General features: G+C 66.4%; 20 protein-coding genes. 15 read left to right on the top strand and 5 right to left on the bottom strand.

What is annotated here, in order from left to right:
- Positions 1 to 247 precede the first annotated feature (247 nt).
- The 3 genes from RKD20_RS12430 to eccE all read right to left on the bottom strand — a co-directional run bounded on the left by RKD20_RS12430 (position 248) and on the right by eccE (position 2,837).
- Positions 248 to 541 (bottom strand): DUF397 domain-containing protein, encoded by a 294-nt coding sequence (locus RKD20_RS12430; protein ID WP_007385060.1) that lies wholly within the window; start codon positions 539 to 541, stop codon positions 248 to 250.
- A 137-nt stretch (positions 542 to 678) separates the two neighbouring features.
- A complete protein-coding gene (locus RKD20_RS12425; protein WP_424877794.1) occupies positions 679 to 1,506 on the bottom strand; it encodes a hypothetical protein in 828 nt (275 codons plus the stop codon).
- Complete coding sequence (gene eccE, locus RKD20_RS12420) at positions 1,506 to 2,837, bottom strand: type VII secretion protein EccE (protein ID WP_424877793.1); 1,332 nt, start codon at positions 2,835 to 2,837, stop codon at positions 1,506 to 1,508. Before eccE ends, RKD20_RS12425 begins: the two co-directional genes overlap by 1 nt.
- Positions 2,838 to 3,032: 195 nt before the next feature.
- On the opposite strand from eccE, the gene eccB reads away from it, so the two are divergent.
- From eccB to RKD20_RS12380, 8 genes are all read left to right on the top strand, one after another.
- On the top strand, positions 3,033 to 4,598 hold the full coding sequence (eccB, locus tag RKD20_RS12415; protein ID WP_424877792.1) for a type VII secretion protein EccB: 1,566 nt from the start codon (positions 3,033 to 3,035) through the stop codon (positions 4,596 to 4,598).
- Positions 4,599 to 4,902: 304 nt separating this feature from the next.
- Complete coding sequence (locus RKD20_RS12410) at positions 4,903 to 5,223, top strand: WXG100 family type VII secretion target (RefSeq protein WP_007385064.1); 321 nt, start codon at positions 4,903 to 4,905, stop codon at positions 5,221 to 5,223.
- Positions 5,224 to 5,290: 67 nt separating this feature from the next.
- Positions 5,291 to 5,584: a WXG100 family type VII secretion target gene (locus RKD20_RS12405; RefSeq protein ID WP_007385065.1), complete on the top strand. Its 294-nt coding sequence runs from the start codon at positions 5,291 to 5,293 to the stop codon at positions 5,582 to 5,584.
- A 187-nt stretch (positions 5,585 to 5,771) separates the two neighbouring features.
- Positions 5,772 to 7,013 (top strand): type VII secretion-associated serine protease mycosin, encoded by a 1,242-nt coding sequence (gene mycP, locus RKD20_RS12400; protein ID WP_424877791.1) that lies wholly within the window; start codon positions 5,772 to 5,774, stop codon positions 7,011 to 7,013.
- Positions 7,014 to 7,018: 5 nt separating this feature from the next.
- On the top strand, positions 7,019 to 7,333 hold the full coding sequence (locus tag RKD20_RS12395; RefSeq protein WP_424877790.1) for a WXG100 family type VII secretion target: 315 nt from the start codon (positions 7,019 to 7,021) through the stop codon (positions 7,331 to 7,333).
- Positions 7,334 to 7,372: 39 nt separating this feature from the next.
- Positions 7,373 to 8,797: a hypothetical protein gene (locus RKD20_RS12390; RefSeq protein WP_424877789.1), complete on the top strand. Its 1,425-nt coding sequence runs from the start codon at positions 7,373 to 7,375 to the stop codon at positions 8,795 to 8,797.
- Between the two features lie 87 nt (positions 8,798 to 8,884).
- Positions 8,885 to 10,189, top strand: coding sequence for a S8 family serine peptidase (locus tag RKD20_RS12385; RefSeq protein ID WP_424877788.1), 1,305 nt, complete (start codon positions 8,885 to 8,887; stop codon positions 10,187 to 10,189).
- A gap of 510 nt (positions 10,190 to 10,699) precedes the next feature.
- Positions 10,700 to 11,854 carry a hypothetical protein gene (locus RKD20_RS12380; RefSeq protein ID WP_424877787.1) on the top strand — a complete coding sequence of 385 codons (1,155 nt, stop codon included), beginning with the start codon at positions 10,700 to 10,702 and terminating at the stop codon, positions 11,852 to 11,854.
- A gap of 1,147 nt (positions 11,855 to 13,001) precedes the next feature.
- Here RKD20_RS12380 and RKD20_RS12375 read toward each other — a convergent pair.
- Positions 13,002 to 13,514 carry a hypothetical protein gene (locus tag RKD20_RS12375; protein WP_424877786.1) on the bottom strand — a complete coding sequence of 171 codons (513 nt, stop codon included), beginning with the start codon at positions 13,512 to 13,514 and terminating at the stop codon, positions 13,002 to 13,004.
- A 479-nt stretch (positions 13,515 to 13,993) separates the two neighbouring features.
- On the opposite strand from RKD20_RS12375, the gene RKD20_RS12370 reads away from it, so the two are divergent.
- The 7 genes from RKD20_RS12370 (at position 13,994) to RKD20_RS12340 (ending at position 22,209) form a co-directional block, all read left to right on the top strand.
- Positions 13,994 to 14,695, top strand: a complete 702-nt coding sequence (locus tag RKD20_RS12370; protein ID WP_424877785.1) for a hypothetical protein — start codon at positions 13,994 to 13,996, stop codon at positions 14,693 to 14,695.
- 282 nt (positions 14,696 to 14,977) lie between these two features.
- Positions 14,978 to 15,406, top strand: coding sequence for a hypothetical protein (locus RKD20_RS12365; RefSeq protein WP_424877784.1), 429 nt, complete (start codon positions 14,978 to 14,980; stop codon positions 15,404 to 15,406).
- 96 nt (positions 15,407 to 15,502) lie between these two features.
- A complete protein-coding gene (locus tag RKD20_RS12360; protein WP_424877783.1) occupies positions 15,503 to 17,716 on the top strand; it encodes a DUF6571 family protein in 2,214 nt (737 codons plus the stop codon).
- 402 nt (positions 17,717 to 18,118) lie between these two features.
- Entirely contained in the window at positions 18,119 to 18,370 is a 252-nt protein-coding gene (locus RKD20_RS12355; RefSeq protein WP_424877782.1) for a hypothetical protein, read from the top strand.
- Between the two features lie 925 nt (positions 18,371 to 19,295).
- On the top strand, positions 19,296 to 19,619 hold the full coding sequence (locus RKD20_RS12350) for a hypothetical protein (protein WP_424877781.1): 324 nt from the start codon (positions 19,296 to 19,298) through the stop codon (positions 19,617 to 19,619).
- Positions 19,616 to 20,746 carry a WXG100 family type VII secretion target gene (locus RKD20_RS12345; protein ID WP_424877780.1) on the top strand — a complete coding sequence of 377 codons (1,131 nt, stop codon included), beginning with the start codon at positions 19,616 to 19,618 and terminating at the stop codon, positions 20,744 to 20,746. Before RKD20_RS12350 ends, RKD20_RS12345 begins: the two co-directional genes overlap by 4 nt.
- A 110-nt stretch (positions 20,747 to 20,856) precedes the next feature.
- Positions 20,857 to 22,209 (top strand): hypothetical protein, encoded by a 1,353-nt coding sequence (locus RKD20_RS12340; protein WP_424877779.1) that lies wholly within the window; start codon positions 20,857 to 20,859, stop codon positions 22,207 to 22,209.
- A 321-nt stretch (positions 22,210 to 22,530) separates the two neighbouring features.
- Here the strand turns inward: RKD20_RS12340 and RKD20_RS12335 are convergent, their stop codons facing one another.
- Positions 22,531 to 22,791, bottom strand: coding sequence for a hypothetical protein (locus RKD20_RS12335; protein ID WP_424877778.1), 261 nt, complete (start codon positions 22,789 to 22,791; stop codon positions 22,531 to 22,533).
- Positions 22,792 to 22,836: the final 45 nt, after the last annotated feature.

Below are 22,836 nucleotides of genomic sequence, written 5' to 3'. Positions count from 1 at the left end.
TGGGGGCGACCGTTCCTGTGGTCCGATCCGACTGAAGTCCCCTGGACGCGAACATCCCACCCGTGGGTTCCTACGTCGCACCCGCATCAAGCGTAAACGCCACACGCGTCGGCGGGGCAGGCCCGTCCGCTGTGCGCTCGCGCGCGACCGAGCGACGCCTGCCGTGATGTCGTGCTTGTGACGGTTGTCTGTCTCTTGAGCCCGGGCCGCCGTGCCTGCTCGGCCACCGTGCCGCTCGACCGCCGCGCTACTCGGCCTGCTCCAGGTCGAACTCGCCGTCGCGCGCGCCCAGTACGAAGGCCCGCCACTCCGCCTCCGTGTAGCGCAGCACGGTGTCCGGGTCCAGGGAGGACCGCATGGCCACCGCGCCCTCGGGGAGGTAGGCGATCTCGACGCGCTCCTCGTGCTCCTCGGTGCCGGGTGCGCTGTGCCACTCGACGCCGGAGATGTCGAGGCTGTACAGCTCGTCCCGTTCCCTCGCCTTTCGCGCCCTGACGTCCTCGTCCGGCGTCTTTGCGGCGATGTCGTCCGCGTCAGTCATGGTCGGCGGGCCCTTTCTCATGAGCGAACCTCGTGCAGGAGCACCCTACTTGGCCTGGGCCCCCTCACACGGCGCAACGGCTCGGTCACGAACTCGTGTGAGGGGCCCGGACCTTGGCCGCGCCACGGGCCCGCCCGTCAGTCCATGCGGCGGGGCGCCCCGAGGAGACCGGTCTCCGCGTCGGTGGGCTGGGTCATCACGTACTGCCGGTGCTTCTGCGTGCACCACAGGGCGACGTTGTCGGAGAGGGACGGCAGGGAGGCCGCGTCGCCCTGGGGCAACCGCATCGACCTGCCCACGACTTCGGACTCCTGCGGGGAGATCCGCTGGATGCCGACGACGTCCGCGTTGGCCAGCAGCCGGGGCGCGGTGGGGCCGAGATAGGGGAGCAGGGTGAGCACCGACTGCCAGGGCGCCGTGGTGAGACGGCTGCGCGGCGGACGGATGCCGAGGTCGCGGATGATGAGCACCGGGCTGGCCGGGGACGGTCCCTGCGGGGCGATCCGCCCCACCTGGTGCACCGTCACGCACTGCTGGCCGCCGCCGGCCGCCTGCGCCATCGGCGCCCACAGCTGCGGACGGGCCGTCTCGACGGCCACACGGGCGCCGATCGCCGCCGCCCGCAGGGCGATGACCTGGGCCAGCCAGGTACCGCCGACCAGCACCATGTCCAGGCGGGTGGGGCGGCACAGGCCCAGTACGGCGGGCTGGTTGTCGGGGTCGATGCCGAGGATCAGACCGTCGTCGCCGACTGGCAGGGTCAGCTGCGACAGCACGTCGGCGTCGACGAGGTGACGCTCACGCCGGGGGCCGAGCAGGCCGAAGGCCGCCCGCAGACGCCGCTCGGGGCCGAGCCGGGCGGGCTCGGGGGAGCGCGGCAGATGCCCGGGACGCTGGCCGGGGAAGCCCGGGGTGGAGGTTCCGAAGCCGGGTCGACCCGAGGGACGCATGGTGGGAGTGGACATCAGCGGGTACCTCCCAGCGGCAGGGTGGCCAGAACTCCGGGCAGCTGCTCACGGTCGAGCCGTACGAGACCGACCTTGAACGCCGACGCCGCCCGCTCCAAGTGCTCGGCGGCCTCGCCCAGTTCGTTCTCACCGCGGCCGGTGAGGCGGACGTGTCCGGACAGGGCCAGGACCTTGCCGCGCTGCCTGCTGATGGTGAGCGAGAAGGTGCTCGCGAGGGTGGGCGCGGAGGTCAGCGCACCGACCAGCCGGGGGAACGCCGGCCCGCCGCCGCCGAACTGCGGCCACTTGGAGACCCAGTACGTGGTGTGCAGCCGGTCGTCGCAGCGCCAGGTGCGGGTGGTCTCGGCCGTACGGCGGCCCGAGCGGCTGCCGTCCATCGCGGCACCGCCGGTGGTGGCCATCGGGTTGACACAGCTGGAGGTCGCGATGGCCCCGCAGATGTCCGACTCGCTCAGCACCTTGGCCTGCATTCCGGCCCCCATGAGCCGGCTGGCCAGCTGGTCGGCGACCCGCAGCAGCGCACGTCGGGCGCCCTGCATACCGCCGCCGCGGGCCTCCACGGCCTCCGGGCACAGCTCCGGGTCGAGCTTGAGCGCGACCCAGGTGATACGCAGCCCCGGCGTCATGCTCTGGGCCTGCAGCGGCCCGTAGGAGCGGACCGCCATGGCCTGCGGGGGCAGGTGCGGGGCGGGCGCGGGCTGGGTGTGCTGAACGATCTGGACCGAGGCGAGCCGGATGTCGTCGACCTCCAGCAGGCCCTGCAGCAGATCGAGGGGGATGTTGCCGGTGCCGTGCGAAGGACGCAGCGGGGTGTCCGCGGCTTGCACCTGGACCAGCGCGGTGAGGAAGGTGCCGTCGCCGAGCATGCCGATCTCGCGCTGCTCGCGGTCCTGGAAGCTGTAGGTGCGCAGCGCCGGGTCGCACTCGACGGCCGGGGCGAAACCGGGGTCGGTGCCGGGCGGTACGGGCTCGGCGTTGCGCCTGCGGCGGTCCCGGAGCGCGCGGGCGGTGCTGAACCACTCGGGCAGCGGGCGGCCGCGCCGGCGCAGCAGTCCGGCGAGGACCAGCGGTACGGCCAGCACGATGCCGACGGTGAGACCGATGGGGCGGAGCAGCCAGCCGATCAGCAGGACCGCGGCGGCCAGCTCGAAGCCGATCAGCTGCTGGACGCGGATGGGGCCGATGCTGCCGGGGCGCCGGGCGAGCGACGGCGAGGCCGGACTCGGGGGCGTGGACGGCTGTGCCGGTTCCGGCACCTGCCCCGGCCCCTGGTTCTCCTGGGTACGACGGCTGCCGTTACGGCGCCGGGACCTGGTCGCAGTGCTCATCCCCCGGTACAACCCCTTTGCATTGTCTGGCCGCGACTCGAGCTGGCGGCGGATCACCGTACCCCGTACCGTACGGTGCGATCGTCACACGGCATAGTAGAGGCCCCTGCAGGAGCAAACGCCACGGAGTACCGGGCGGCCCTGGGGAGTTCCGCATTCGGCAGCAAAGCGAAATAACGGGGAGTTGACCCATCGATGGCGACACGTCGGGATGAGCTGAACGCTTACTCCTTCGCGCGCAGGCGCACGGTGGCGGCGTTTCTTCAGCCGTCTCCGCACGGTTCGGAAGAGGCCGCGCCGCGCCCCCTCAAGACGGTCCTGCCGAGTCTCGGTGTGGCGGCTCTGGTGCTCATCGGATTCGGGGCCTGGGGCATGCTCAGCCCGACCGCGCCGAAGGGCTGGGACAGCCAGGGCAAGAACATCCTCGTCGGCAGCGAGTCGACGACGCGCTATGTGCTGGTGAAGACCAAGGGCGAGAACAAGCTCAGCCTGCACCCGGTCCTCAACCTCGCCTCCGCCCGGCTTCTGCTGAACGGCGAGAACCCCCAGGTCATGAAGATCAAGGAGTCGGTGCTCGACAACAGCAAGTACCCGATGGGCGCCACCGTCGGCATTCCCTTCGCTCCGGACCGGTTGCCGTCCGCGAAGGACGCCGAGACGGTCAAGACCTGGGCGCTGTGCCAGTCCCCGGGGCAGGACGGGCAGCCCGTCAGCGCGACGTACGTGCTGAACAAGAGCGACTACGGCAAGCTGCTGCACACCAAGGGCGAGCTGAACCAGCGCCAGGTGCTGTACGTCGAGGGCCCGAAGGACCCCAGCTCGCTCAGCGGGAACGGTCCGCGGTACATGGTCACCGCGGACGGGAGCGCCTATCTGATCGGCGGCAAGGACTGGCGGCTCGACAGCAAGAACTCGCTCCAGGACATCGAGCGCGCGGTGTTCGGCGACGGGGTGCAGCCGCAGAGCGTCAGCCCCGACTTCCTCAAGACGCTGAACCCCGCGGGGATCCTGGACTTCCCCAATCTCGAGGCGGACGCGGGGACGGAGGCGAACGTCGAGGGGCTCGCTCCCAACCTCTCCAAGGTCGGCATGATCCTCGAGGCCGGCGCCGGAGCGGGGCAGCAGAAGTACATCGTGCTGAAGGGCAAGGTCCAGCCCGTGTCGGACTTCGCGGCGCAGATGTGGCTGCGCAGTCCCTTCATCAACTCCGTGTACGCGGGCCAGAATCCGGCGCCGGTGCAGGTCGGCTTCAACGACATCCACCCCGAGACCGGTAAGTGGATGGAGGAGATGCGGTGGCCCGAGGAGCCGGTGGTGCAGGCCAACACGCACTGGGAGCGGGGCGGCAACAAGATCTCGTGCAGCGTGTGGCACGGCGGTGAGAAGAACGAGAGGACCGGCCTGCCGATGATGACGGTGTGGACCGGTCAGGACTACCCGAAGGACCTCTCCCAGAGCGGTTCGCGCACCTACGTCTCGCCCGGCAGCGGCCTGCTGTTCAAGCGCCTCACGGGCGCCGACGCCGGCGGCGGCAGCACCTTCCTCGTCACCGACACCGGTCTGCGCTACTCGGTCCCCGCACGCAACGACAGCGCGGTCACCGGCGGCGAGAAGGCCGACACCCAGCAGACCAACACCGCCCAGGTCAGGCTCGGTTACGGCAAGATCAAGCCGGTCGCGGTCCCGGCGGCGTGGGCGGACCTGCTGGCGGCGGGACCGGAGCTCAGCAGCGGCAACGCGGAGCAGGCGCAGGGGTCGTAAGCCAGGCGTCCGCATCGGAACGAGGGCTCTCCTCCAGGCTGTTGGGGCCGGGGGAGAGCTTCGATGGCGTTTACCCACCTCAACTCCTTTTGGGCGCGCGCGTCGCGCGCGTATAGCAAATGACTTGTGAAAAAGGTGAGTTGAGTTCATCGCGATCTCGCTACAGAACCCTTCGGATGTTCGTTCTGTCAGCGGATGCGTCTAGAGTGGTGGCAGACCAGACTGGCTACGCCTGCCGCCCATCGGCGGCGGTGTGGCATGTGTGGGTCTACCTAGAACTCCTACGTCTCATGGGGGACACAACATGGCTGGACAGCAGTTCACCATGACCGAGGAGGAGATGGTCGCGTTCAGCGGCAAGATCTCCTCGGTCAACTCCTCGATCCAGGGCGAAATCTCCCGCCTGCAGACCGTGATCGACACGATCACGGGCGGCTGGAAGGGCTCGGCGGCCACCGCGTACAACAACCTGCAGTCGCAGGTGAACCAGGATGCGAACAAGATCAACCAGATCTTGAACGACATCAAGGAAGCGATCGACCAGAGCACCAAGGCCTACGCGGCTTCGGAAGAGGAGCAGCGCGCGTCCATCCAGAACATCGCGGCCTCGTCCCCCTTCGGATGATCGAACCCGTGCGCCGCGGCGCACGTGCGTGACCGACCATCCACACATCCGAGGAGACATAGAAGAGATGTCCGGGCAGATTCTTGTAAATTTCGCCACGATCTCCCAGGCCGCGCAGGACGTCCGCAGCACTGCGGGCAAGATCCGTACGCAGCTTGACGAGCTGGAGAGCGGCGTCAAGCGCATCTCCGCCAGCTGGGAAGGCTCGGCGCAGGAGTCCTACCGCGCCAAGCAGGCCGAGTGGGACCAGCGTGCCGCCTCCATGCAGCAGACGCTGGAGGCCATCGCCAAGGCGCTCGACAGCGCCGCCCAGAACTACCAGGCGACCGAGTCGAAGAACGCCCAGATCTGGGGCGGCTGACGTGACCGCTTGATGGGGGCGGATGCGCTGTCGCGCATCCGCCCCCATCGGCGGTTCACGGGACGTATGGACTTTTCCGCTCATAGCGGGTTCACACGTCCCATGCAGGAACAAAACGGGAGGACGTAAGACAGTGGGATCCGGGGCATCGCGCGTCGCGCGTCGGAGCGCCGCAGGCACCGCCGCCGTGGCGGTTCTGGCCTGTGGGCTGCCCTTGGCGGGGGCCACACCGAGCGCCGCCGCCGAGCGTGTGCGGACCACCTTGACCGACGACGACGTGCGCTTCCAGGTCGACGACACCAGCTGCTCGTTCCCGTCCGACATCATCAAGGGAACGCCCTGGTCGCTTCAGCGCGTGGTCCTCGACCAGCTGTGGCAGGACACCAAGGGCAAGGGCGTCAAGGTCGCCGTGATCGACACCGGCGTCGACACCGTCAACGCGCAGCTCAAGGGTGCGGTCGCCAACGGCACGGACTACCTGCACAAGGGCGGCACCGGCAAGACCGACCCCACGGTGGGCCACGGCACCAAGGTCGCGGGGATCATCGCGGCCAGGAAGCTCGACGGCACCGGTTTCGTCGGCCTCGCCCCGGAAGCGACGATCATCCCGATTCGTCAGAACGACGACAAGGGCAGCGGCAACGTCGGCACGATGATCAAGGCGATCAAGTACGCGGCCGACGCCGGCGCCAAGGTCATCAACATCTCGCAGGACACCGCCTCGAAGATGGACCCGGTTGTCGACGCCGGCTTCCGGCAGGCCGTCAAGTACGCGCAGGACCAGGACGCCCTGATCGTCGCGGCGGCCGGCAACGACGGCGCGGACGGCAAGGTCAAGGAGACGTTCCCGGCGGCGTATCCGGGAGTGCTGGCGGTCGCCGCCTCCGACCGCAACAACGCCCGCGCCCCCTTCTCCCAGTCCGGCCCGTTCGTGGGCGTCGCGGCACCGGGAATCGACATGGTCTCGACCGTCCCGGTGGGCGGCAACTGCGTCGACCAGGGCACGAGTTTCGCGGCGCCGTACGTCTCGGGTGTCGCGGCCCTGATCCGCGCCAAGCACCCGGACTGGAACTACAAGCAGGTCATCACCCAGATCGAACAGACGGCGGACCGGACCAAGGCGGGCCGCGACGACTTCGTGGGCTGGGGTGTCATCGACCCGGCCGCCGCGGTCAACGACGACACGACGACGCCCTCGGCCGACGGTCCGAAGCCGGACACGGCGGGCCCCGCGGGCGACTCCGCCAACGTCCAGGCCGCGACACTGGTCCTCGGCGAGTCCGAGCAGCAACGGACGGAACGCTACGCGCTGTACGTCCTGGCGACCGGGTTCGCGTTGGTGTTGCTGCTGTTCGGGGGCGGCCGGGTCCTGAGCGACTGGCGGCGCAAGCAGGGTGTGGGTCACAACGTGGAGTCAACGGGGAGCTGAGCATTATGGCTGAGCAGTACAAGGTCGATCTGAGTGAGATCGAGGGGACGATCACTAAGCTCAATGGCGTCATCAAGGACATGACGACGTCCAAGTCCAGCTGTATGGGTAAGACGTATTTGCCGAAGGGTGCGCTTGGAACGGGGTTCGGGGAGGCCGACAAGCTGTATGGCGCCCACGAGGCGATGAAGGAACGCCTGTACGAGATCGTCGCGTATCTGGAACAAGTGCTGGACGATTTCGGACAGAAGACCAAGCGGACGCATGACGCATACAGCGATGCTGAGGCGGAGAACCTTGCTGCTTTCAACCGGAAGTAATCAGGTGTTCTGCTACATGGAGATGAGGGGGCAGTAGCCATGGCCGGCCAGGACGAAGGCATCGACAACTTTGAGTATGCTCCGGCGAATCAGTGCTTCGCTGCAAAGCACACTACGATGTTCGGGGTCGACTTCGACATGGACCAGATGAAGGAAATGGTCCGAAACGCTGACCCGGCAACGGTGAAGTCGGTCGCACGTGGTTGGGCAGACCTCCACAGCGATCTCGTCGGAAGCGGCGGAATCAAGGAGACCCTCGACGCCGCTGTTGAACACGTTCTTGCCCATTGGGAAGGTCAGAGCGCGGAGTTGTTCAAGCAGCGTGCGCAGCTGATCGGCAAGAAGATCACGGACAGCTCGACCTACGCTCAAAACGTTTCACAGTCCCTCACAGGCGCCGCTGTGATCCTTGAGAAGGTCAAGCCGACGGTCTTGGCTATGGAGAAGCCGAGCGCTGTCTCCAGCGGGATGGATTTCATCGGCAACATGGGGCATCGCGACGCTTCGGCTACGGATGACGCGATCAGGAGTGGCGGTAGCTCGCAGGCAGCGCTCGACAAAAATGCGGGCAGTCTGTCTGAGGGACGCGAGGCGCAGTTGAAGATGGCTGCGCAGATGGAGGTCCTGGGGGCGGCGTATAACAGTCGGGCTGCGGAGATGGGGTCGTGGAGTCAGAAGCTCCCCGCCAAACCAGGGGGCAGGCGTGAGGAGAGCGAGGACTATCCGCCCGATCCCGGAGGCGCCGCACCCGCTCCTGTGATGGTGCCGACGGAGCTCGCACCTCGAAGCCCGAAGGCCGTGACCTCGGGCACTGCTCGTAGTGGTCAGATTGGCACGATCAGCTCATCAAAGCCTGTAGCTCCGCCCTCGGGTATTACGGGTGGCGCACACAAGCCGACCCCGACACAGCCCGAAGTCGGAACTGCAATTGATGGAATTTCTCGTGGCCGCACTGGAGCGCCGACAATTGGTGGTGCCGGCACAGTCGGCGGTGCATCCGGTGCTGGGGTCGGTGGCGTGGGTGGCGTCGGTGGCAGTGCCGGCTTCGTCGGTGGCGCGGTTGGTGGAGCTGCTGGAGCTGGCGCCGCTCGCGCTGGCGCTGCGGGCATGTCAGGGCGCGCTGGCGTTGGGGGCTTGGGTGGCGCAGGTGCCGCCAAGGGCGGCGCCAGCGGGCGGGTCGGAGGCACGGCGCGTAATGGCGTAGTTGGTGGCACGCCCAAGTCCGGAGCGGGCGCTGGCAGCGGTAGGGGTACCGCCGGCGGCTCCGGCCTGCACGGCAGCCGCGGCGCCGCAGGACGAGGAGCCAACGCTGTTCGCAAGGGAGGCATGGTAGGCACCCCTGGCGGGCGCAAGGGGCGTCCCGAGGATGAGGAGCAGCGTGAGAACGAGCGTCCCGACTACCTGGTCGAGGACGAGGAGACCTGGGCTCCGCAGACCGACGCGGCACCTCGCGTCATCGAGTAGTCGTTTGACGGTCATCGGCTCGTGACAGGATGCGTGGGTGTGGCCTATGGGCCACACCCACGTTCAGTTTGGGAGAGGGAAGACGGAATGGCCTTCACGCGAACGGTGCATGCACTGGGCGCCACGGCACTGACGGGCGCGCTGATCCTGGCGGCGGCACCCACCGCATCTGCCGACCAGACCAGACGGGACCAGTGGGCGCTGGGCACGCTGCAGGCTGAATCCGTCTGGAAGATTTCGAAGGGTAAAGGAGTCACCGTTGCTGTAATCGATACGGGCGTGAACGCTGAGCACATCGACCTTAAAGGGAATGTACTCAAAGGCAAGGATTTTCTCGACGGCGATGACGATGCCTCGCCGGAGACGTCGCAAGACCAGACCAATCATGGTACCGAAATGGCATCGATCATTGCCGGCCATGGCCATGGAGTGGGCGCCGCTGACGGGGTAATGGGGTTGGCGCCAGAATCAAAGATTTTGCCGATCCGAGACGACACTGATCGCGACGGCAGTTTTGCCGATGAGATTCGTTACGCAGTAGATCGAGGCGCTTCCATCATCAATATTTCTGGGTATGTTGGTGAAGATGACCCTGCCGATCGTGAGGCCGTTGCTTACGCATTGCAACATGACGTCCTGATCGTAACGGCATCAGGAAATAATGGACAAGCCCACGACATTCACTTCCCTGGAGAGTATCCAGGTACTCTCACAGTCGGTGGCGTCGATCAAGGCGGGGGGATTTGGGCAAATTCCAACTACGGCCCCGAAGTTCTGCTCTCAGCGCCTGCGACGCGGATCGTTAGCGCAGGCGCTACGGGCAACAAGCTGCGTATTGGAGATGGAACTTCAGCCTCCGCCGCTTACGTTTCTGCAGCTGCTGCCTTGCTGCGATCGAAATACCCCGATCTCACGGCAGGGCAGATCGCGAATCGCCTCGTAAAGACCGCCGTTCTGCCAGCCTCCGCCAAGGACATTCGTCTCCCCGACCAGAAGTATGGTTTCGGGGAAATTCGCCCACTCGCTGCATTGACGCAGGACCTCCCTACAGGATCCAAGTACGGGCCGCTCAAGGCCCCAGTGTCCGCATCCGCGAGCTCTTCCGCCGTTCCGAGCGCAGGCAAGTCTGAAGCGGATTACACTGCGGACAACAAGAAGGCAGACCAGAAGCAAATGATTTTTCTGGTCGTTCTTGGTGTCATCGCCTTGGCCGTGATCGGGCTTATTGTGCTCTTGGTCGTGAAGCTGGCCCGACGCAACAAGAACAAAAACGGCGGCCCCGGCGGTCCTGAGGGTTACCCGCAATACGGCCAGCAGCCCGTCCCGCCGCAGCTGAATCCCTACCAGCAGCAGCCCACCGCGCCTCAAGATCAGTGGCCTCCACAGCAGTAGCCGCAGGTAGCTACGGGAGCGCGATTTGAGACGGATCCCCTTGAGCTTGCTAAATGCCTCAGTGAATCCCTGACTGGTTGCCGGGGGAGCATGGTGCTCGGCAACGCCGCGCTCGCTTTCTTCTGTGTTCTGTGCGGCATGCTCAGGCGACTTAAATGGCGCCAACTCGTCTGTTCGAGTTGTTAATGGTCTGAACGTAATGTGCGAGTATCTAGCTTTTGAGTACCCACTTCGAGACTCGTAGGGAGTTTTGTGTCATCCACGCAGCCGCCTGGCGGTCACTGGCCAGGACAAGCGTCCCAACAGGACAATCAGCGACAGTATTTCTTGCAGTCGTCCTGGCAGTCTCCGCCGCAACCCCCACCGCCTCCCCGTCGCAGTCTTCTCCGAAAGATCCTGATCGCTGGTGCCGGCGTAGTTGCGTTCGCGTTTCTCGCACTCACGAGCCTGCTCGTGTATGGAAAAATGACGTACCATGCGCCCACGGACGATGAGGTATACGCCTCCTCCGTGGGCAGACTCTTTGACGAGCTTAACGAGGCTCTCAAAGAGAAAGATGAGACCTCTTTTACTTCACACTTCAATGGGGCAGCCAAAGACAAGCAGCGCAAAGTTTTTCGTAACCTTGCGAAGGTCCCTTTCTCGGTGGCGCGGTTTCAGCCGCTAAGGGAGGCAGCAGCCGCTGGTTATGAAGACGTTGTCTTTGTTCATCAGATCGAGGGTGTCGATGTCGTTCCCGTGTATGAGCAGTACACGTGGAAGTTGAAGTTTGACTACAAATCCGAGTCCCCCTTTTCCGTCAGCGAGGTCCGCGAAAGTGACACCCCTTGGGTGGGGCTGGACGCGACATACTATCCCGCTCCCTGGGACGTCTATGACGACATGACTGTCGTCAAACAGGGGCATGTGGTGGTTGTCTCGGATAAGAAGTACGCACGGAGCACTCAGCGGTATGCCCCGTACATCTTCCGTGCAGGTGATGAAGATTTCTCCTTCTGGGACGAAAAGGGTCCGGCCGACGTGTCCGTAACCAAGGGCGCGATGGTGATCCTGGAGCCGAACCGAAAGATTTACAACAGTTTCTTTTCCGGGCGCGACGAAAATGACTCCCTGGAGGCTGGGTCTACCGTATCGGTGCCGGCATACGAATCGAAGTCGAGGAAGAGGCTTCAGTTCGGTTCCCGGGTGATCATGGACTCATCGCTCAGCCGGTTCACTTCCAGCACGTGGCGAGACGGGGTTCAACGGATCAGCCGTCATGAGATCGCACACGCGATGCTCGCTCACTTTTCACCTCCCGCTACTTGGCTGGCTGAAGGCTTCGCCGAGTTCATGGAGCTTCGGGGAAATTCCAGTGCGGCCCGAGCGGATGCCAGTTCGCTGAACGGTCACTCCTTCAGAGGGCTTCCGCCGTCCGGCGGCGAGGATTTCTACTCGGATGACGCACGCGAGAGGGCGGGGAATTACACGTTGTCTCGGCTGGCAGTCCAGTACATGGCAGAGAAATACGGTGACGAAAAGACGCTCCGCTTTGTTGCGCTCTTTTATTCGGATCCCGCGAACGAGGAGAAGCTTTACGCAACCCTGTTCGGACTGGAGGAAGACAACTTCTGGTCACAGTGGGCTTCATGGGTGCGTGCGAAAAATCCGGGCATCGGTAGTTGATAGTCCACTCGAGTGGTCAACTCTTTCCCCACTTCATTTCCTGCATATGGGATTCTGGCGAAGCAGGGTTCGCGAGGCACTCACCTGCAAAGCTGGCAAGCAAGCCATGGAGATCTAGAGCTCGTGGCTGTCAGGATCTCGGTGCATCCGGCCCGCCACCGCAGCGGAAGCTCTTCGGCCCAGGGTTTTTGCGTGCTGCGCAGAGAGGAAGAGGCCTGCCGAGCGGCAAGTCGTAGTGACACTCAGCTCAGCCTCCCCGGGGGATCGCCACTCTGTGCACCCTCGCGATCAGTGGCTCCGCGAGCCCGGTCCCACAACCGCTGTCGACCACCAGGCAATGTGCTGACAATTCGTCACCCCGCTATACGACCTCCCGGTGCGTCCCTTGACCAGCAACTACAACAAAGGAACGGGCGTATCGGGAGCCCCTCCGAGGGGGTCGGTGCGGTCTCGGGTACGGGCGCCAGTACCATAACCATCCGATTCTTCGGCCCGGTGCCGACGTACAACATCATCGGGGGCGTTCGATGACGGTGGCTGGTTATTACAAGGTTGAACTTGAGGCGCTTACTCGGCTCAGCGCGCAGCTCGGTGAATGCGGGGACACCATGCGTTCGGCGATGAAGCAACTGAAGAACATCGGCCCAGAGGGCTCGGGGCACGCCGAGTTGGAAGAGGCCTGTGACGAGTTCCAGAACAAACCGGGAACGTCTGCGTCTCGACCGGATCCGTGACCCACAGGAACAGGAGCGCGATCTGCGGCAGTTCCTCGCAGATCACCGCCTGAACTGCGTACCGCCGCGACCTGGGGCGCCGGTGCCGCTGCCCTGCCCCCGGGGGGCAAGCATCGGCTGGGTATCGATGACTGCTACTACCGTCTCCTGGGCGCGAGGCGCGCTCTGGACATCGCCCACAACGAGTTCGGTTGGGCGCCGGCCGAGGGTTTCGAGAAGCAGCTGCCCGGGTGGTTGCAGCTGCGGTGCCCGTGAGATTGCCTATGCGGGCGACCAGGTTGTGACGGTGCCGCCACTCCCAGAACTCTCCCGACAGGTGCGGGGCCGCTCAGCGCGCGCCGGTGCGGTCGGCGCAAACGCGCTCAGCGTTCGTGGTGAAGCGAACACCCCTGCCCCGCGGAGGACGCTGGGCCTCACAACCTGCCGAAGACCACTCCCCGCCAGATCCAGCCCGACTTGAGGACCGTGTCCCGCAGAGGGTTGACCAGGTCCGAGCTGTCGAAGCGGAAGGTCTCCGTGGCGGCGAGGCCGGCCTCGTCTGCTCGGTGGACCGTCCAGCGGGTGGAGATGGTCCTGCTCGGTCCGCGTGTGTACTGCGTCGAAATCTGGAGCGTCTGAGGGCTCCCGACACGGCTGATCTCCCACCCCTCTTCGAGGGCGCGTACCTCATGGCCCTCGTGGTCGAGGCGCATGCGGATGCGGATGGCACGGGACAGTTGCGACTGGACGAAGAACGTCTGCCAGGTCGGCTCGGCCAGTCGCCACTCCGCGACCAGGTCGGCGTCTTCCTGGGTGCCGTCGCGGATGACGTAGGGGAGGTCGGGCCGGTTGAGGCCGAGCAGGGCCGCGCGTACGTCCCTGGGAGATGCCGGTGTGATGCCGTCGGCGGGGCGCCGGGTGCCTGTCAACTTGTCGAAGAGTCCCACGAGGCCAATCTACGGACTCTGTGACCACTGGTTGGAGGAACATTCGGAAGGGGAGTACGCGGAGCAGGAGTCGTCGGCGGATTGTGTGAAGTATTGGTGCCCTGCGAGTGGAAATACGGCTGTGATGCCGCTGCCCGTTCGAGCTTGCGACCTCATGGCGGGCTTACTCCATCGCCGTTCCTGCCGTGTGTGCAGACGTGTTGTCGGTGGGCGAGCGATGTTCCGGCCGCGGCGATTCCCTCGTGCGTTCGGCTAAGCTGTGACGGCCAATAGGCGGTGGGGTGCGGTGTGCCCCGAGGGTTTCGAGCGACAACTTCGGCGACGGGGAGCCGAGTTGGAGCACCGGGCGATCGTGGTTTAAATGATCACGCATCACGCAAGTTCACCCGCACATCGAATTCCCACGGGGGGTCTTTATGAAGACGCACATTCCGTCTGCCCGGCATGCAGCCGTCGCTCTCACTTGCACCGTCGCACTCGTGTCGCTCACGGCCTGCAACTCCGACAGCGATGCCGCCGCGTCCGCAGCCGGTTCCACGCCGTCCAAGGCCGCGAAAGCCAGTCCCGCCGCCGAGCCGAACGGCATCGAGAAGCTCTCCGCGAAGGAGATCTACGACACGGGCATGAAGACCAATGCCCAGTCGGGCGCCTTCCACGAGAAGATGGAGCGCGAGGGCACCAAGAGTGATCTGCGGCTCTCCGCCACGGAATGCGTCGGCACCGTCGAGATCTCGGAGAAGGGTTCCTTCGAGATCATCCGCAAGGGCACCGACATCTGGGCCAAGCCCGACGCGACGTTTGCCGAAGGGATGAACTCCGCCCTCGGCAAGACGTCTTTCTTCACCGACAAGTGGACCCACGGGACATCGAGCAACGCGCTGATGGCGAAGCTCGCCAGCTGGTGTCACCCGGAGCAGTTCACCGCCCCCGACACCCTCGACGCCGCCAGCAAGGCGACGAAGGGCAAGGTCACCACGGTGGACGGTCAGCCGGCGGTGCCGGTCGTCCTGGCGGGCAGGGGCGAGTCCGTCACCTGGTTCGTCGCGACCACCGGCAAGCCGTACTTCATCAAGCAGGACAGCACCCGTGCGGACATGCAGGACCTCACGGACTCCGACTTCGGCACGGCGGTGGGTGCGAAGGCGCCCTCCGGGACGGTCGTGGCGGCGCCGAACGCCTGATCCGCGTGCGGGAGTGACGGCTCGACGGGCAACTGCCCGCCGAGCCGTCCGCGTTCGTGTCCGCCGCCTCTTCCTCGCGTCTCACGGTGCGGTGAACAGTGGTCCACGCAAAGGAAGATCCGGTATGTTCGGCCTGCTTGATTGGCATGTCCTTGCCTACGGCGCCGGGCGCACGACCTGGCCGAGGTGGGCACCTCACGTCGTACGGAAGCAAGGGAAGCCGTAGGCGAGTGAACGGACCGGGCATGCCCCACCACTTTCACCACGGGGATGGGACAAGGGATGAGTACTCCCTTCGATGCGCCGCAGCACAGCGGATCCACTCGGACGCGGCTGAACTCCGTGCCCGCGGATGGCGGCGGAGGGGGCGGCGGCGGTACCAACGTCGACACCCAGCGCCTCGACGAGGCCGCCAACGCACTCGTCGAGCTGCGCGGTGACACCGAGAACGTCGACAACGGTGCCGACGACGACTGCCTGAGCGCTTCCCGGGGGCTGAACAAGCACAGTGCCGGGGGTATGGCCGAGGCGGGCTCCTGGGCCACCGCCGGTTCCCTGGTGACGATGGACGTCCGCTGGGGGTCGCAGGTCATCAACCTCAAGAGCCTGCTCCAGGAGATCAGCGACAAGCTCCACACCACCACCGGTCACTACACCCGCACCGAGCAGGAGGAACAGGCCCGCCAGCACTCGATCACCCCCTTCGGGTGAGCCGGGCCCACCGGGCCGCCGCCGTAGCGCCGTGCCCGGGTGAGCCCGTCGAGTCGGACAGTCGGACCTGAACCCCCTCACAAGGAGCAGTCGCACATGGTGTCCATCCCCTACCTCGACAAGGCCGATCTCGGCCCGCTGGCCGATGCCGCCGCCTCCTGGAAGGCGTTGCCGGCCAAGTACGAGGCGTTGCAGCGGGAGTTCGAGCAGCGGGTCGTCAACCACCTCAAGGGCCACTGGGACGGTGACGCGGCCGACGCAGCCTTCGTCACCATGGCCAAGGCCCGCACGGAGTACGAGAACGCCGCCACCGAGGCGGAGCGCATCGCCAAGCTGCTGCTGGACGCGCACGGTGAATTCGACGCCTCCCAGAAGCAGTTGCACGCCCTGCTGGACGAGGCCCGCAACGACCACTACAAGGTCTACGACGACGGCCGGGTCGAGGACGTCGACCCGCGGCAGGACAGCCCGACCGCCTCCGCCTCGCCGGGCCTCGCCGAGGAACGCAAGAAGAAGCTGGACTCGCTCGTCTCCCGGCTGACGCGTGTCCTGGAGCTGGCCACCGCCGCCGACGAGGCCGCCAGTTCGGCCCTGGAACGCGACGCCAACGGCGACAGCCAGTCCTTCAACACCAGCGTCTACACCACCCTCGACTCCGTCGAGGCCGATCAGGCCGTCGCCCTGATGAACAAGAAGGGCCGGCTCTCCGACGCCGAGATCACCAAGCTCAACCTGCTTCTCTCCGCCAACAAGAACGACCCCGAGTTCTCGCGGGACTTCGCGGTCAAGACCGGCGGCGAGAACATGCTGAGCAAGTACAACGAGCTCATGAGCCCGCCGGCCGGCACCACGCTCTCCAAGGAGCAGCTGGCCCAACTCAAGCAGCTCAAGGCGAACTTGGGCACCACCATCGGTACGGCGACCACCTCGGACGACCACCGCAAGGGCGGCCCCGACCCCGAGATCACCAAGTTCCAGAACGACCTGCTCAAGGCCGGCCAGCGCGACTTCAACGCCAACCCCACCGAGTCCCCGTACGGCCTCAGCGGCTACCAGCTCACCAGCAGCCTGATGAGCGAGGGCAAGTGGGACAAGGACTTCCTCCAGGACTACGGCGACGCCCTGATCACCGCGGAGAAGAACGGCGCCAACGCCGGGCAGAACCCCGACGCCTACTGGGGGTACCCGCGGACGCTGGGCACGACCAACATCGGGGCGCTCGATCCGATGGCTGGGTACATGGACGCGCTGGGGCACAACCCGGAGGCATCCACCGAGTTTCTCACCTCCGACGCCACCATCGACGGTGAGAAGGTCGATCACCTGGACTACCTGCTGAAGGACCGGCACTGGCCCGAAGGTCCCGGTTACACGGGCGACCCCGGGAACCCCAGCGGTTACAACAACCTGGGGCATGCCATGGAGTCCGCTACCTCGGGGCGCCCCTTCGACGACGACGGCGCTCCCGTCAAGCACACCGCCGAGCGCGCGGCCCTGATGAACGAGCTCGTCGACACCATCGGCGGCGACCCCGGTCTGATCAGTGGTTCCCCCAGGGACGAGATGCGAGACAGCCTGGGGAACATGACGGCCGAGTACATGGCGGACGTCCAGGCCGCGTTCGGGAACGAGCAGGGCACGATCAAGCCCTTCGGGGAACCCGTCAATCCCCCCAAGGGATTCGAGACCGGCACGCTCGTGCCCTTTCTTGCGAACGTCGGGCGAGACCCGGACGCCTACGTCGCGATCAGCGAGTCCTCGCAGGCCAATACCGCCATCTGGATGCAGGAGGTGGCGAAGCAGCACCCCGGCTATGACGAGATGACCCCCGCGATGGGCAACGTGGCGCATCCGGGCGGCATCGTGGCCGGTATTCTCAGCGACGCTCGCGATCAGGCGATCTTCGAGGAGCACTCGGCGTCCGACAAGGACTTCAACGATGCCTTGGCGACAGGCGACAAGTGGGCCGGGCGTGGCCTCGGCATGGCGGTCGGCGCGGCGACGGGTGCGGCAGCTCCGATCGTCGGGACCATCGCGGGATGGGCCGTCGAGGACATCCAGGCGATGGTGGTGGACCAAGTCCAGCAGGACACCACCGACGAAGCCCAGAAAGAGGCGTACACCAGGTACGCGGAAGGAAGGGCAGCCGTGCGGGACTCCACTGCGGATTCGCTCCGCGAAGCCATCAAGAACTCGGGGGTGGACATGCCCCCTCAAAAGCTCGACACATTGGCCGAGTCCGCGGCTCGGGCGGCGGACGACGGGCACACCACCGGGGCGACTTGGAACTCTTCGGGGAGCGGGCGGTGATCTCGACAGTGCTGAATCCTCGTGAGCCGGGCGCTGCCCGCGGACCTCGGCAGGGTCTGAGGGCGTTGGCCGCTGTCACCATGGTGGTGCTGGTCTCAGCCGGGTGCAGCGGCCAGGGTGGCGACAGCGTGGACGGCCGCAGGACCTCGGTGTGTGACGGCACCCTCAAGGGGCAGGTCTTCGCCACGCTGGCCGGCGACAGCGGCGTCGTCTCGGAGGAGACAAGCAAGTTCTCCCCCGCGAAGTGGACGGCTGCCGGGAGGGTGCGAGCTCTACGGGAAAGAGGACTCTGTCCGGATCGACTATCTCTGGCACTCGGACGACCTCGACGACCTCGACAGGTACCGGTCGCCCAACGCCTCCACCGTCAAGTCGTTCAAGGTCGACTCGGCTGTCGGGTACGTGGAGAAGAACCGTGCCTTCGTCGCCATCCCCTGCGCCTGGGAGGGCCGGACCGTGAGCAAGCACGAACTGCTCGAAGTCGAGGTGGCGAACATGCCGCCGCAGCGGACCCTCGACAAGGGGCAGCGAGACACGTTCGCTTCGGCCGCGACCATCGCCGCGCGGTATCTCGGCGGCGACGTGTTCAAGTGCGCCGCGATTCGCTCCACGGGGCGCTCCACGTCGAGTTCCCCGAGCCCTTCGGGCAGTTAGTCGACGTGAGTGACCCTGCTGGCCTCCTGAGAGATGACCGCCAAGACCGCGCGGGCGTGCGCCAAGGCCGTGGGCGTCAATGCGAGCGCGACTGCCCCACACCTCCGGAGTGGGTGTAGGCGGGGACGTATCGGCTGCCGTCAGGCATTCACGCGGTGGCGTCCAGGGTCGTGGGAGGGGCGGGGAAGGCCAACTCCACTGGTGAGGAGCGGTAGTTCGGGTTGTGGCTGAAGGCGACGAGCTCACCGGCTTCGTGACGGACCAGCCGCCCGCGATGCCGTACGGCGGGACAGCGCCGTCCGCGTTGAAGTAGGGGTCGATCGCGTAGACGTAGCCGCCGCGTTGCCGAGTACATCCGCTCGGTGACGGTGGTCAGGGCGTCGCGCGGTACCTCATGGAAGGTCTCGATGAGGCAGGCGCCACGGCACGAGCCGGAGGGCTAGGTGTCGCGGCGAGCGTCGTTGACGCCGAGGAACCACCCGGCGGGGGTCGATCGGCTCGTGGACCTTGACCAGTGCGTCGAAGCAGTCGCCCCCGTCGCCCGCCGCCTGGTCCCAAAGGCCGTCGGCGGTCGCCGTGAAGTCGTATCTCTGGTTCTCGCAGCGCAGGACGCCGCAGTCTGCCGGGTGCCGTTGTGGGCGAGGGCGAGGGCGTCGGGACGGTCGGGTACCGGGCTGGCGCTCATCGGGGCTGTCCGTCGGGCGCGCAGATGTGAGGGTGGCGTCCGCTGGAGGTGTGCCGGACGGATGCGACCAGTATCGCGTTCGGCCGGGCGGACACCACAACGCCGCTGATCACCTGGCGATTTCAGCCCGCGAGTTGACGCCGTCCCCCCATCGGGTGCTGGTACGTGACTCTTCGGCCGGCATGCGGTTGCGGAAGTGCACGTCCAAGGTCGTCGAGGGATGGGTGTACGGAGCGGCGCATGTCTGGTGACTTCTACTTAGATCCGCAGGAAATGACGAAACTGGCCGGCGCGTTCGAGACGCGGGCCTATGACCTGGCGAGTGCGGTCAGGGCATTTGAGGGGACGACGGGGGCGGAGCAGATCCATGACGGGTTCGGGGTTCTGACGGAGTCCGAAGAGGTCACCTCGGCCTACGTCGAGTTGGCCGCGGGGATGGTCGAATCGTTGGGGAACCTGGCTCGGCACTTGGACGAGTTGAGCCGGGCCGTCAAGCACAATGCGAGGAATTCCGCTGCGGCGGACGACGCTCTCGCCGAGTTGTTCAAGGGTGGGAAGAGTTGAGCGAGGAGAGCGTCGCCGAGAAGGTCTACGAAGCCGGGATCGAGGTGGTGAATCCCGGAGGCCGTCCCGATGTGCTGCGTGCGGCGGCCAGGGGGTGGCGCACGATGGGGGAGGAGCTGGAGGAGGCGTACGGGGCGCTCGACCGGAGGGTGCGGGGCGTTCTCGGTGAGCATTGGCGGGGCGAGTCGGCCCAGGCCTTCCATGCGTATTGGGAGAAGGTCGGACGAGCGGTCGAGGAGACCGTGCCCCTTTTCGAGCAGGCGGCGCGAGGGCTTGAGGAGGCTGCCGACCATATCGAGGAGATCAATGACGAGATTCATCAGATCTACCTTGAGATCGGTGTATCGATCGCTGCGTCCGTCGCGCTTTCCTTCGTCACCGTTGGTTTCTCGGCGGCGGCCGGGGCAGCCAATGCCGTACGGCTGGCTGCGCAGGCGGGGACTGCCGCGTCGAGGTTGGGGCGGCTGCTTGGCAGTGCCGCTCGTTTGTTCCGGTACATGCGGGGGCTGGTGAGGGGCAGCGGGCCGTTGCGGCTCGCCGTCGAGCTGGGCGTGCAGTGGGGTGCGGGGACTGGCACGGGGATCGCGACCAACCTGGCCATGGGCAAGGACGCCGAGCTCACCAACAACGCCGTCAACGGAGCGGTGGGAGCGCTGGGCGGGACGTTCGGGGCCGGCCTGTTGACACAGCGGCTGGGTGGAGGTGTGTGGGCGAACGCAGCCGACGGCGCGACCGTGGGGGCTGTCTCGTCCGTCGTCGGCGACACCCTGAACAACTTGCACAGTCGGGACCGGTTCGATGCCTCTCAGATGGCCCTCGGAGCCGTGGCCGGAGGACTCACGGGGGGCTCCGGGGGTGTTGCCGTCCACCGAGCCATGGACGGGCGAACGCTCTCCTCGGCGCACCAACTCGTAGGGGATGTGGCCACGAATGCTCCCATCAGCTTCGGACTGGGAGCGGGAGGCAACATCTCCAAGGACGTCGACGGGGTGGTCAACGGCAACCCCAACGCCGAAGAGGGAAAGGACAGGCCCGGCGCGGTCGCTGACGCAAAGAGGGACGCGGGAGAGGACGCCGACCCCCTGCGGAGACGGCCCGATCCGCAGAGGTATGGAGCGTTCGGGTGAGCAGTGAATGGACCATGGACAAGGGCGCGAACAGCGCTGCCGACGTCAGCCCTACGAGTCTCCTGCTTCGCTGCGGAAGATTCGTAGCCGCAGCTGCTCCGCTCGCCCTCGTGGCGTTGACAGCAGCGTGGCTCTGCCTGGGAGCCACGCCCCTGCGGGCGGCTGTCCTGTGGTGTTCGCTGGTGCTGCTGGCCACTTGCGTGGTGCTCCTGGGTGTGGCGGTGGTGCGTGGAGGCGGCTCGACCCGGGATGACACCTACCGATGGGCTGTGCGGATCGCTTCGACCACCCCGGACCGCGGCGGGGGCGCCGTGCCGTCGCGGCTTGGCGGCACGCGCTGGATGTCGGCCCGCCTCGCCGGTGTGATGGTCGCCGTTCCCGCGATGTTGGCTCTCTGGGTGACACTCGCCGTCGTCGACACGCGGGGGACCGGCACCAGTGCGGTACTGGCCGAGGCCGGTGCGGTGATCGAGCAGCATCCCATCGTGAAGATCGAGAACGAGGTTGCCGACAGCGCTCACAGCACTGCAGATGCCACGGCGGACTTCACCGTACTGCTGCCTTCGTCGACAGGTGAGGGTGTGCCTGTGAGGTTCGAAGCGACCACGAACTTCCGCCGGGAAGTCGGCAGCCAGCTCTATGTGGCCCACGTCCCCGAACACCCCGAACTGGGTGCCATCGGTGACGACCAGCGTGGGGAGGTCGAGCGTCAGCTCGCCGGGCGGGCCGTGCAGGTCGGCGACTCATGGACGATCGGTGGTTTTTGGGCGCTGGCGACTCTCGGCCCGCTCGGCTACTGGTGGAAGAACGAGAGCCCGCGTCGCCCGAAGCGCACGGTCGGCCCCGGCTGGAAGGCGCTGCGCGTCTCCGTCACCGGATCCTGCAAGCACATCGACGCGCCCCCGCCCGGCAGTCCGGAGGCGGCCGACGAGAAGAAGCGTCGGGAGAACACCCGCACGCTGCGATGCCTGGTGCTGGAGGGCCGTGGCCGGCAGGTTCCCTTCCACTCCCAGATGGCAGGCGAGGTCGCGGGGGCTGTCCTGAGCGGCGCAGAGGGCTGGCTGCTCTGGCACCCGCAGGAGAGCCGCGGCCGGGACGTCCTGGCCGAGCTGGTGGGCGACGACGGCTGGCAACTACCGGGTGCCGTCCCCGTCCAGGTGGCTGAGCAGGTAGAGGAAGCGGGCGTCATGGAACCCGCCCGGCCGGACCCCGACCGGCGAATCCGGACCCTGGACCTCGGCTCCGGCTGGCTCGTGACCGCGTCCGTGCCGGTGGTCGTGGGATCCGCGGTGGCCCTGGGGTGCCTCGCCGCCCTGCTGCTCGTCCCGGACGGTGGTGCCTGGCGGGTGTGGACGGCCGTGGCGGGAGTACTGGCCCCGCCAGTCGGCTTCACCGCGCAGGCAATGGCGAGGACGGACCACGGTGACGGCGACGGAGCGAGTCCAGAAAACTCCGGTGGGTGAGTCGTCGAGAACGACCGGCGGTCCGCTCGGCGCTCGTCGCTGCTGATCCCGGCCGTCGTCCTCGTCGAGTGCCCGAGCCGGATCCGGTTGGTGGGGCTGCCTGTTGGCGACTGACTGTGGGCGCCGCGCGAATCTGCCCCGCCCAAGCACCCCCATAACTGACGGACGGGTTCGGTTCGGAGACTTAGAGGCGTTCTCGTGCCAGTAGGGGCGGGCCGATATCGACATGCCCTTGCGGATGTCCGTCGGGTACTTGACGACGGTCTTCATCGCACCGTCCTTCGCGTCGAACTCCACCAGTTCGGGACCTTTGTCGCCGCCCTAGCCGGTTCGGTAGGCCAGGATCCGATCGGCACCGGCTGCGGGCAACGGGTAGAAGGACCTGAACTCGACCGCGTCGGTCTTCCACAGCTGCCGGCCGCTGTCGAGGTCGTAGGCCGCCAGCAGTTCCTTGCTCTTCGCGCCGCTCGTCCCGATGACGAAGGTGTCACCAAAGACGCCCGCCTCCGACCAGGGGCCGCCCAGTGAGTCGTCGCTCCTGACGTACCCGGACGGTGTGGCGGGGGAGAACTGGCTGCGCACCCTGCCCGTCTCGTCGTCGAGGGAGAAGAGGGCGTCCCCTGCTGT

Origin of the sequence: Streptomyces sp. SLBN-8D4 (assembly GCF_049739545.1) — a bacterium.
GTDB classification, from domain to species: Bacteria; Actinomycetota; Actinomycetes; order Streptomycetales; family Streptomycetaceae; genus Streptomyces; species Streptomyces canus_C.
This window is presented reverse-complemented; position numbering and strand designations above follow the sequence as displayed.

Excerpts from the sequence above, each read along its gene's own strand:
- RKD20_RS12430 (WP_007385060.1), bottom strand. The coding sequence starts at position 541 with ATGACTGACGCGGACGACATCGCCGCAAAGACGCCGGACGAGGACGTC.
- RKD20_RS12425 (WP_424877794.1), bottom strand. The coding sequence starts at position 1,506 with ATGTCCACTCCCACCATGCGTCCCTCGGGTCGACCCGGCTTCGGAACC.
- eccE (WP_424877793.1), bottom strand. The coding sequence starts at position 2,837 with ATGAGCACTGCGACCAGGTCCCGGCGCCGTAACGGCAGCCGTCGTACC.
- eccB (WP_424877792.1), top strand. The coding sequence starts at position 3,033 with ATGGCGACACGTCGGGATGAGCTGAACGCTTACTCCTTCGCGCGCAGG.
- RKD20_RS12410 (WP_007385064.1), top strand. The coding sequence starts at position 4,903 with ATGGCTGGACAGCAGTTCACCATGACCGAGGAGGAGATGGTCGCGTTC.
- RKD20_RS12405 (WP_007385065.1), top strand. The coding sequence starts at position 5,291 with ATGTCCGGGCAGATTCTTGTAAATTTCGCCACGATCTCCCAGGCCGCG.
- RKD20_RS12395 (WP_424877790.1), top strand. The coding sequence starts at position 7,019 with ATGGCTGAGCAGTACAAGGTCGATCTGAGTGAGATCGAGGGGACGATC.
- RKD20_RS12390 (WP_424877789.1), top strand. The coding sequence starts at position 7,373 with ATGGCCGGCCAGGACGAAGGCATCGACAACTTTGAGTATGCTCCGGCG.
- RKD20_RS12385 (WP_424877788.1), top strand. The coding sequence starts at position 8,885 with ATGGCCTTCACGCGAACGGTGCATGCACTGGGCGCCACGGCACTGACG.
- RKD20_RS12365 (WP_424877784.1), top strand. The coding sequence starts at position 14,978 with ATGAGTACTCCCTTCGATGCGCCGCAGCACAGCGGATCCACTCGGACG.
- RKD20_RS12360 (WP_424877783.1), top strand. The coding sequence starts at position 15,503 with ATGGTGTCCATCCCCTACCTCGACAAGGCCGATCTCGGCCCGCTGGCC.
- RKD20_RS12350 (WP_424877781.1), top strand. The coding sequence starts at position 19,296 with ATGTCTGGTGACTTCTACTTAGATCCGCAGGAAATGACGAAACTGGCC.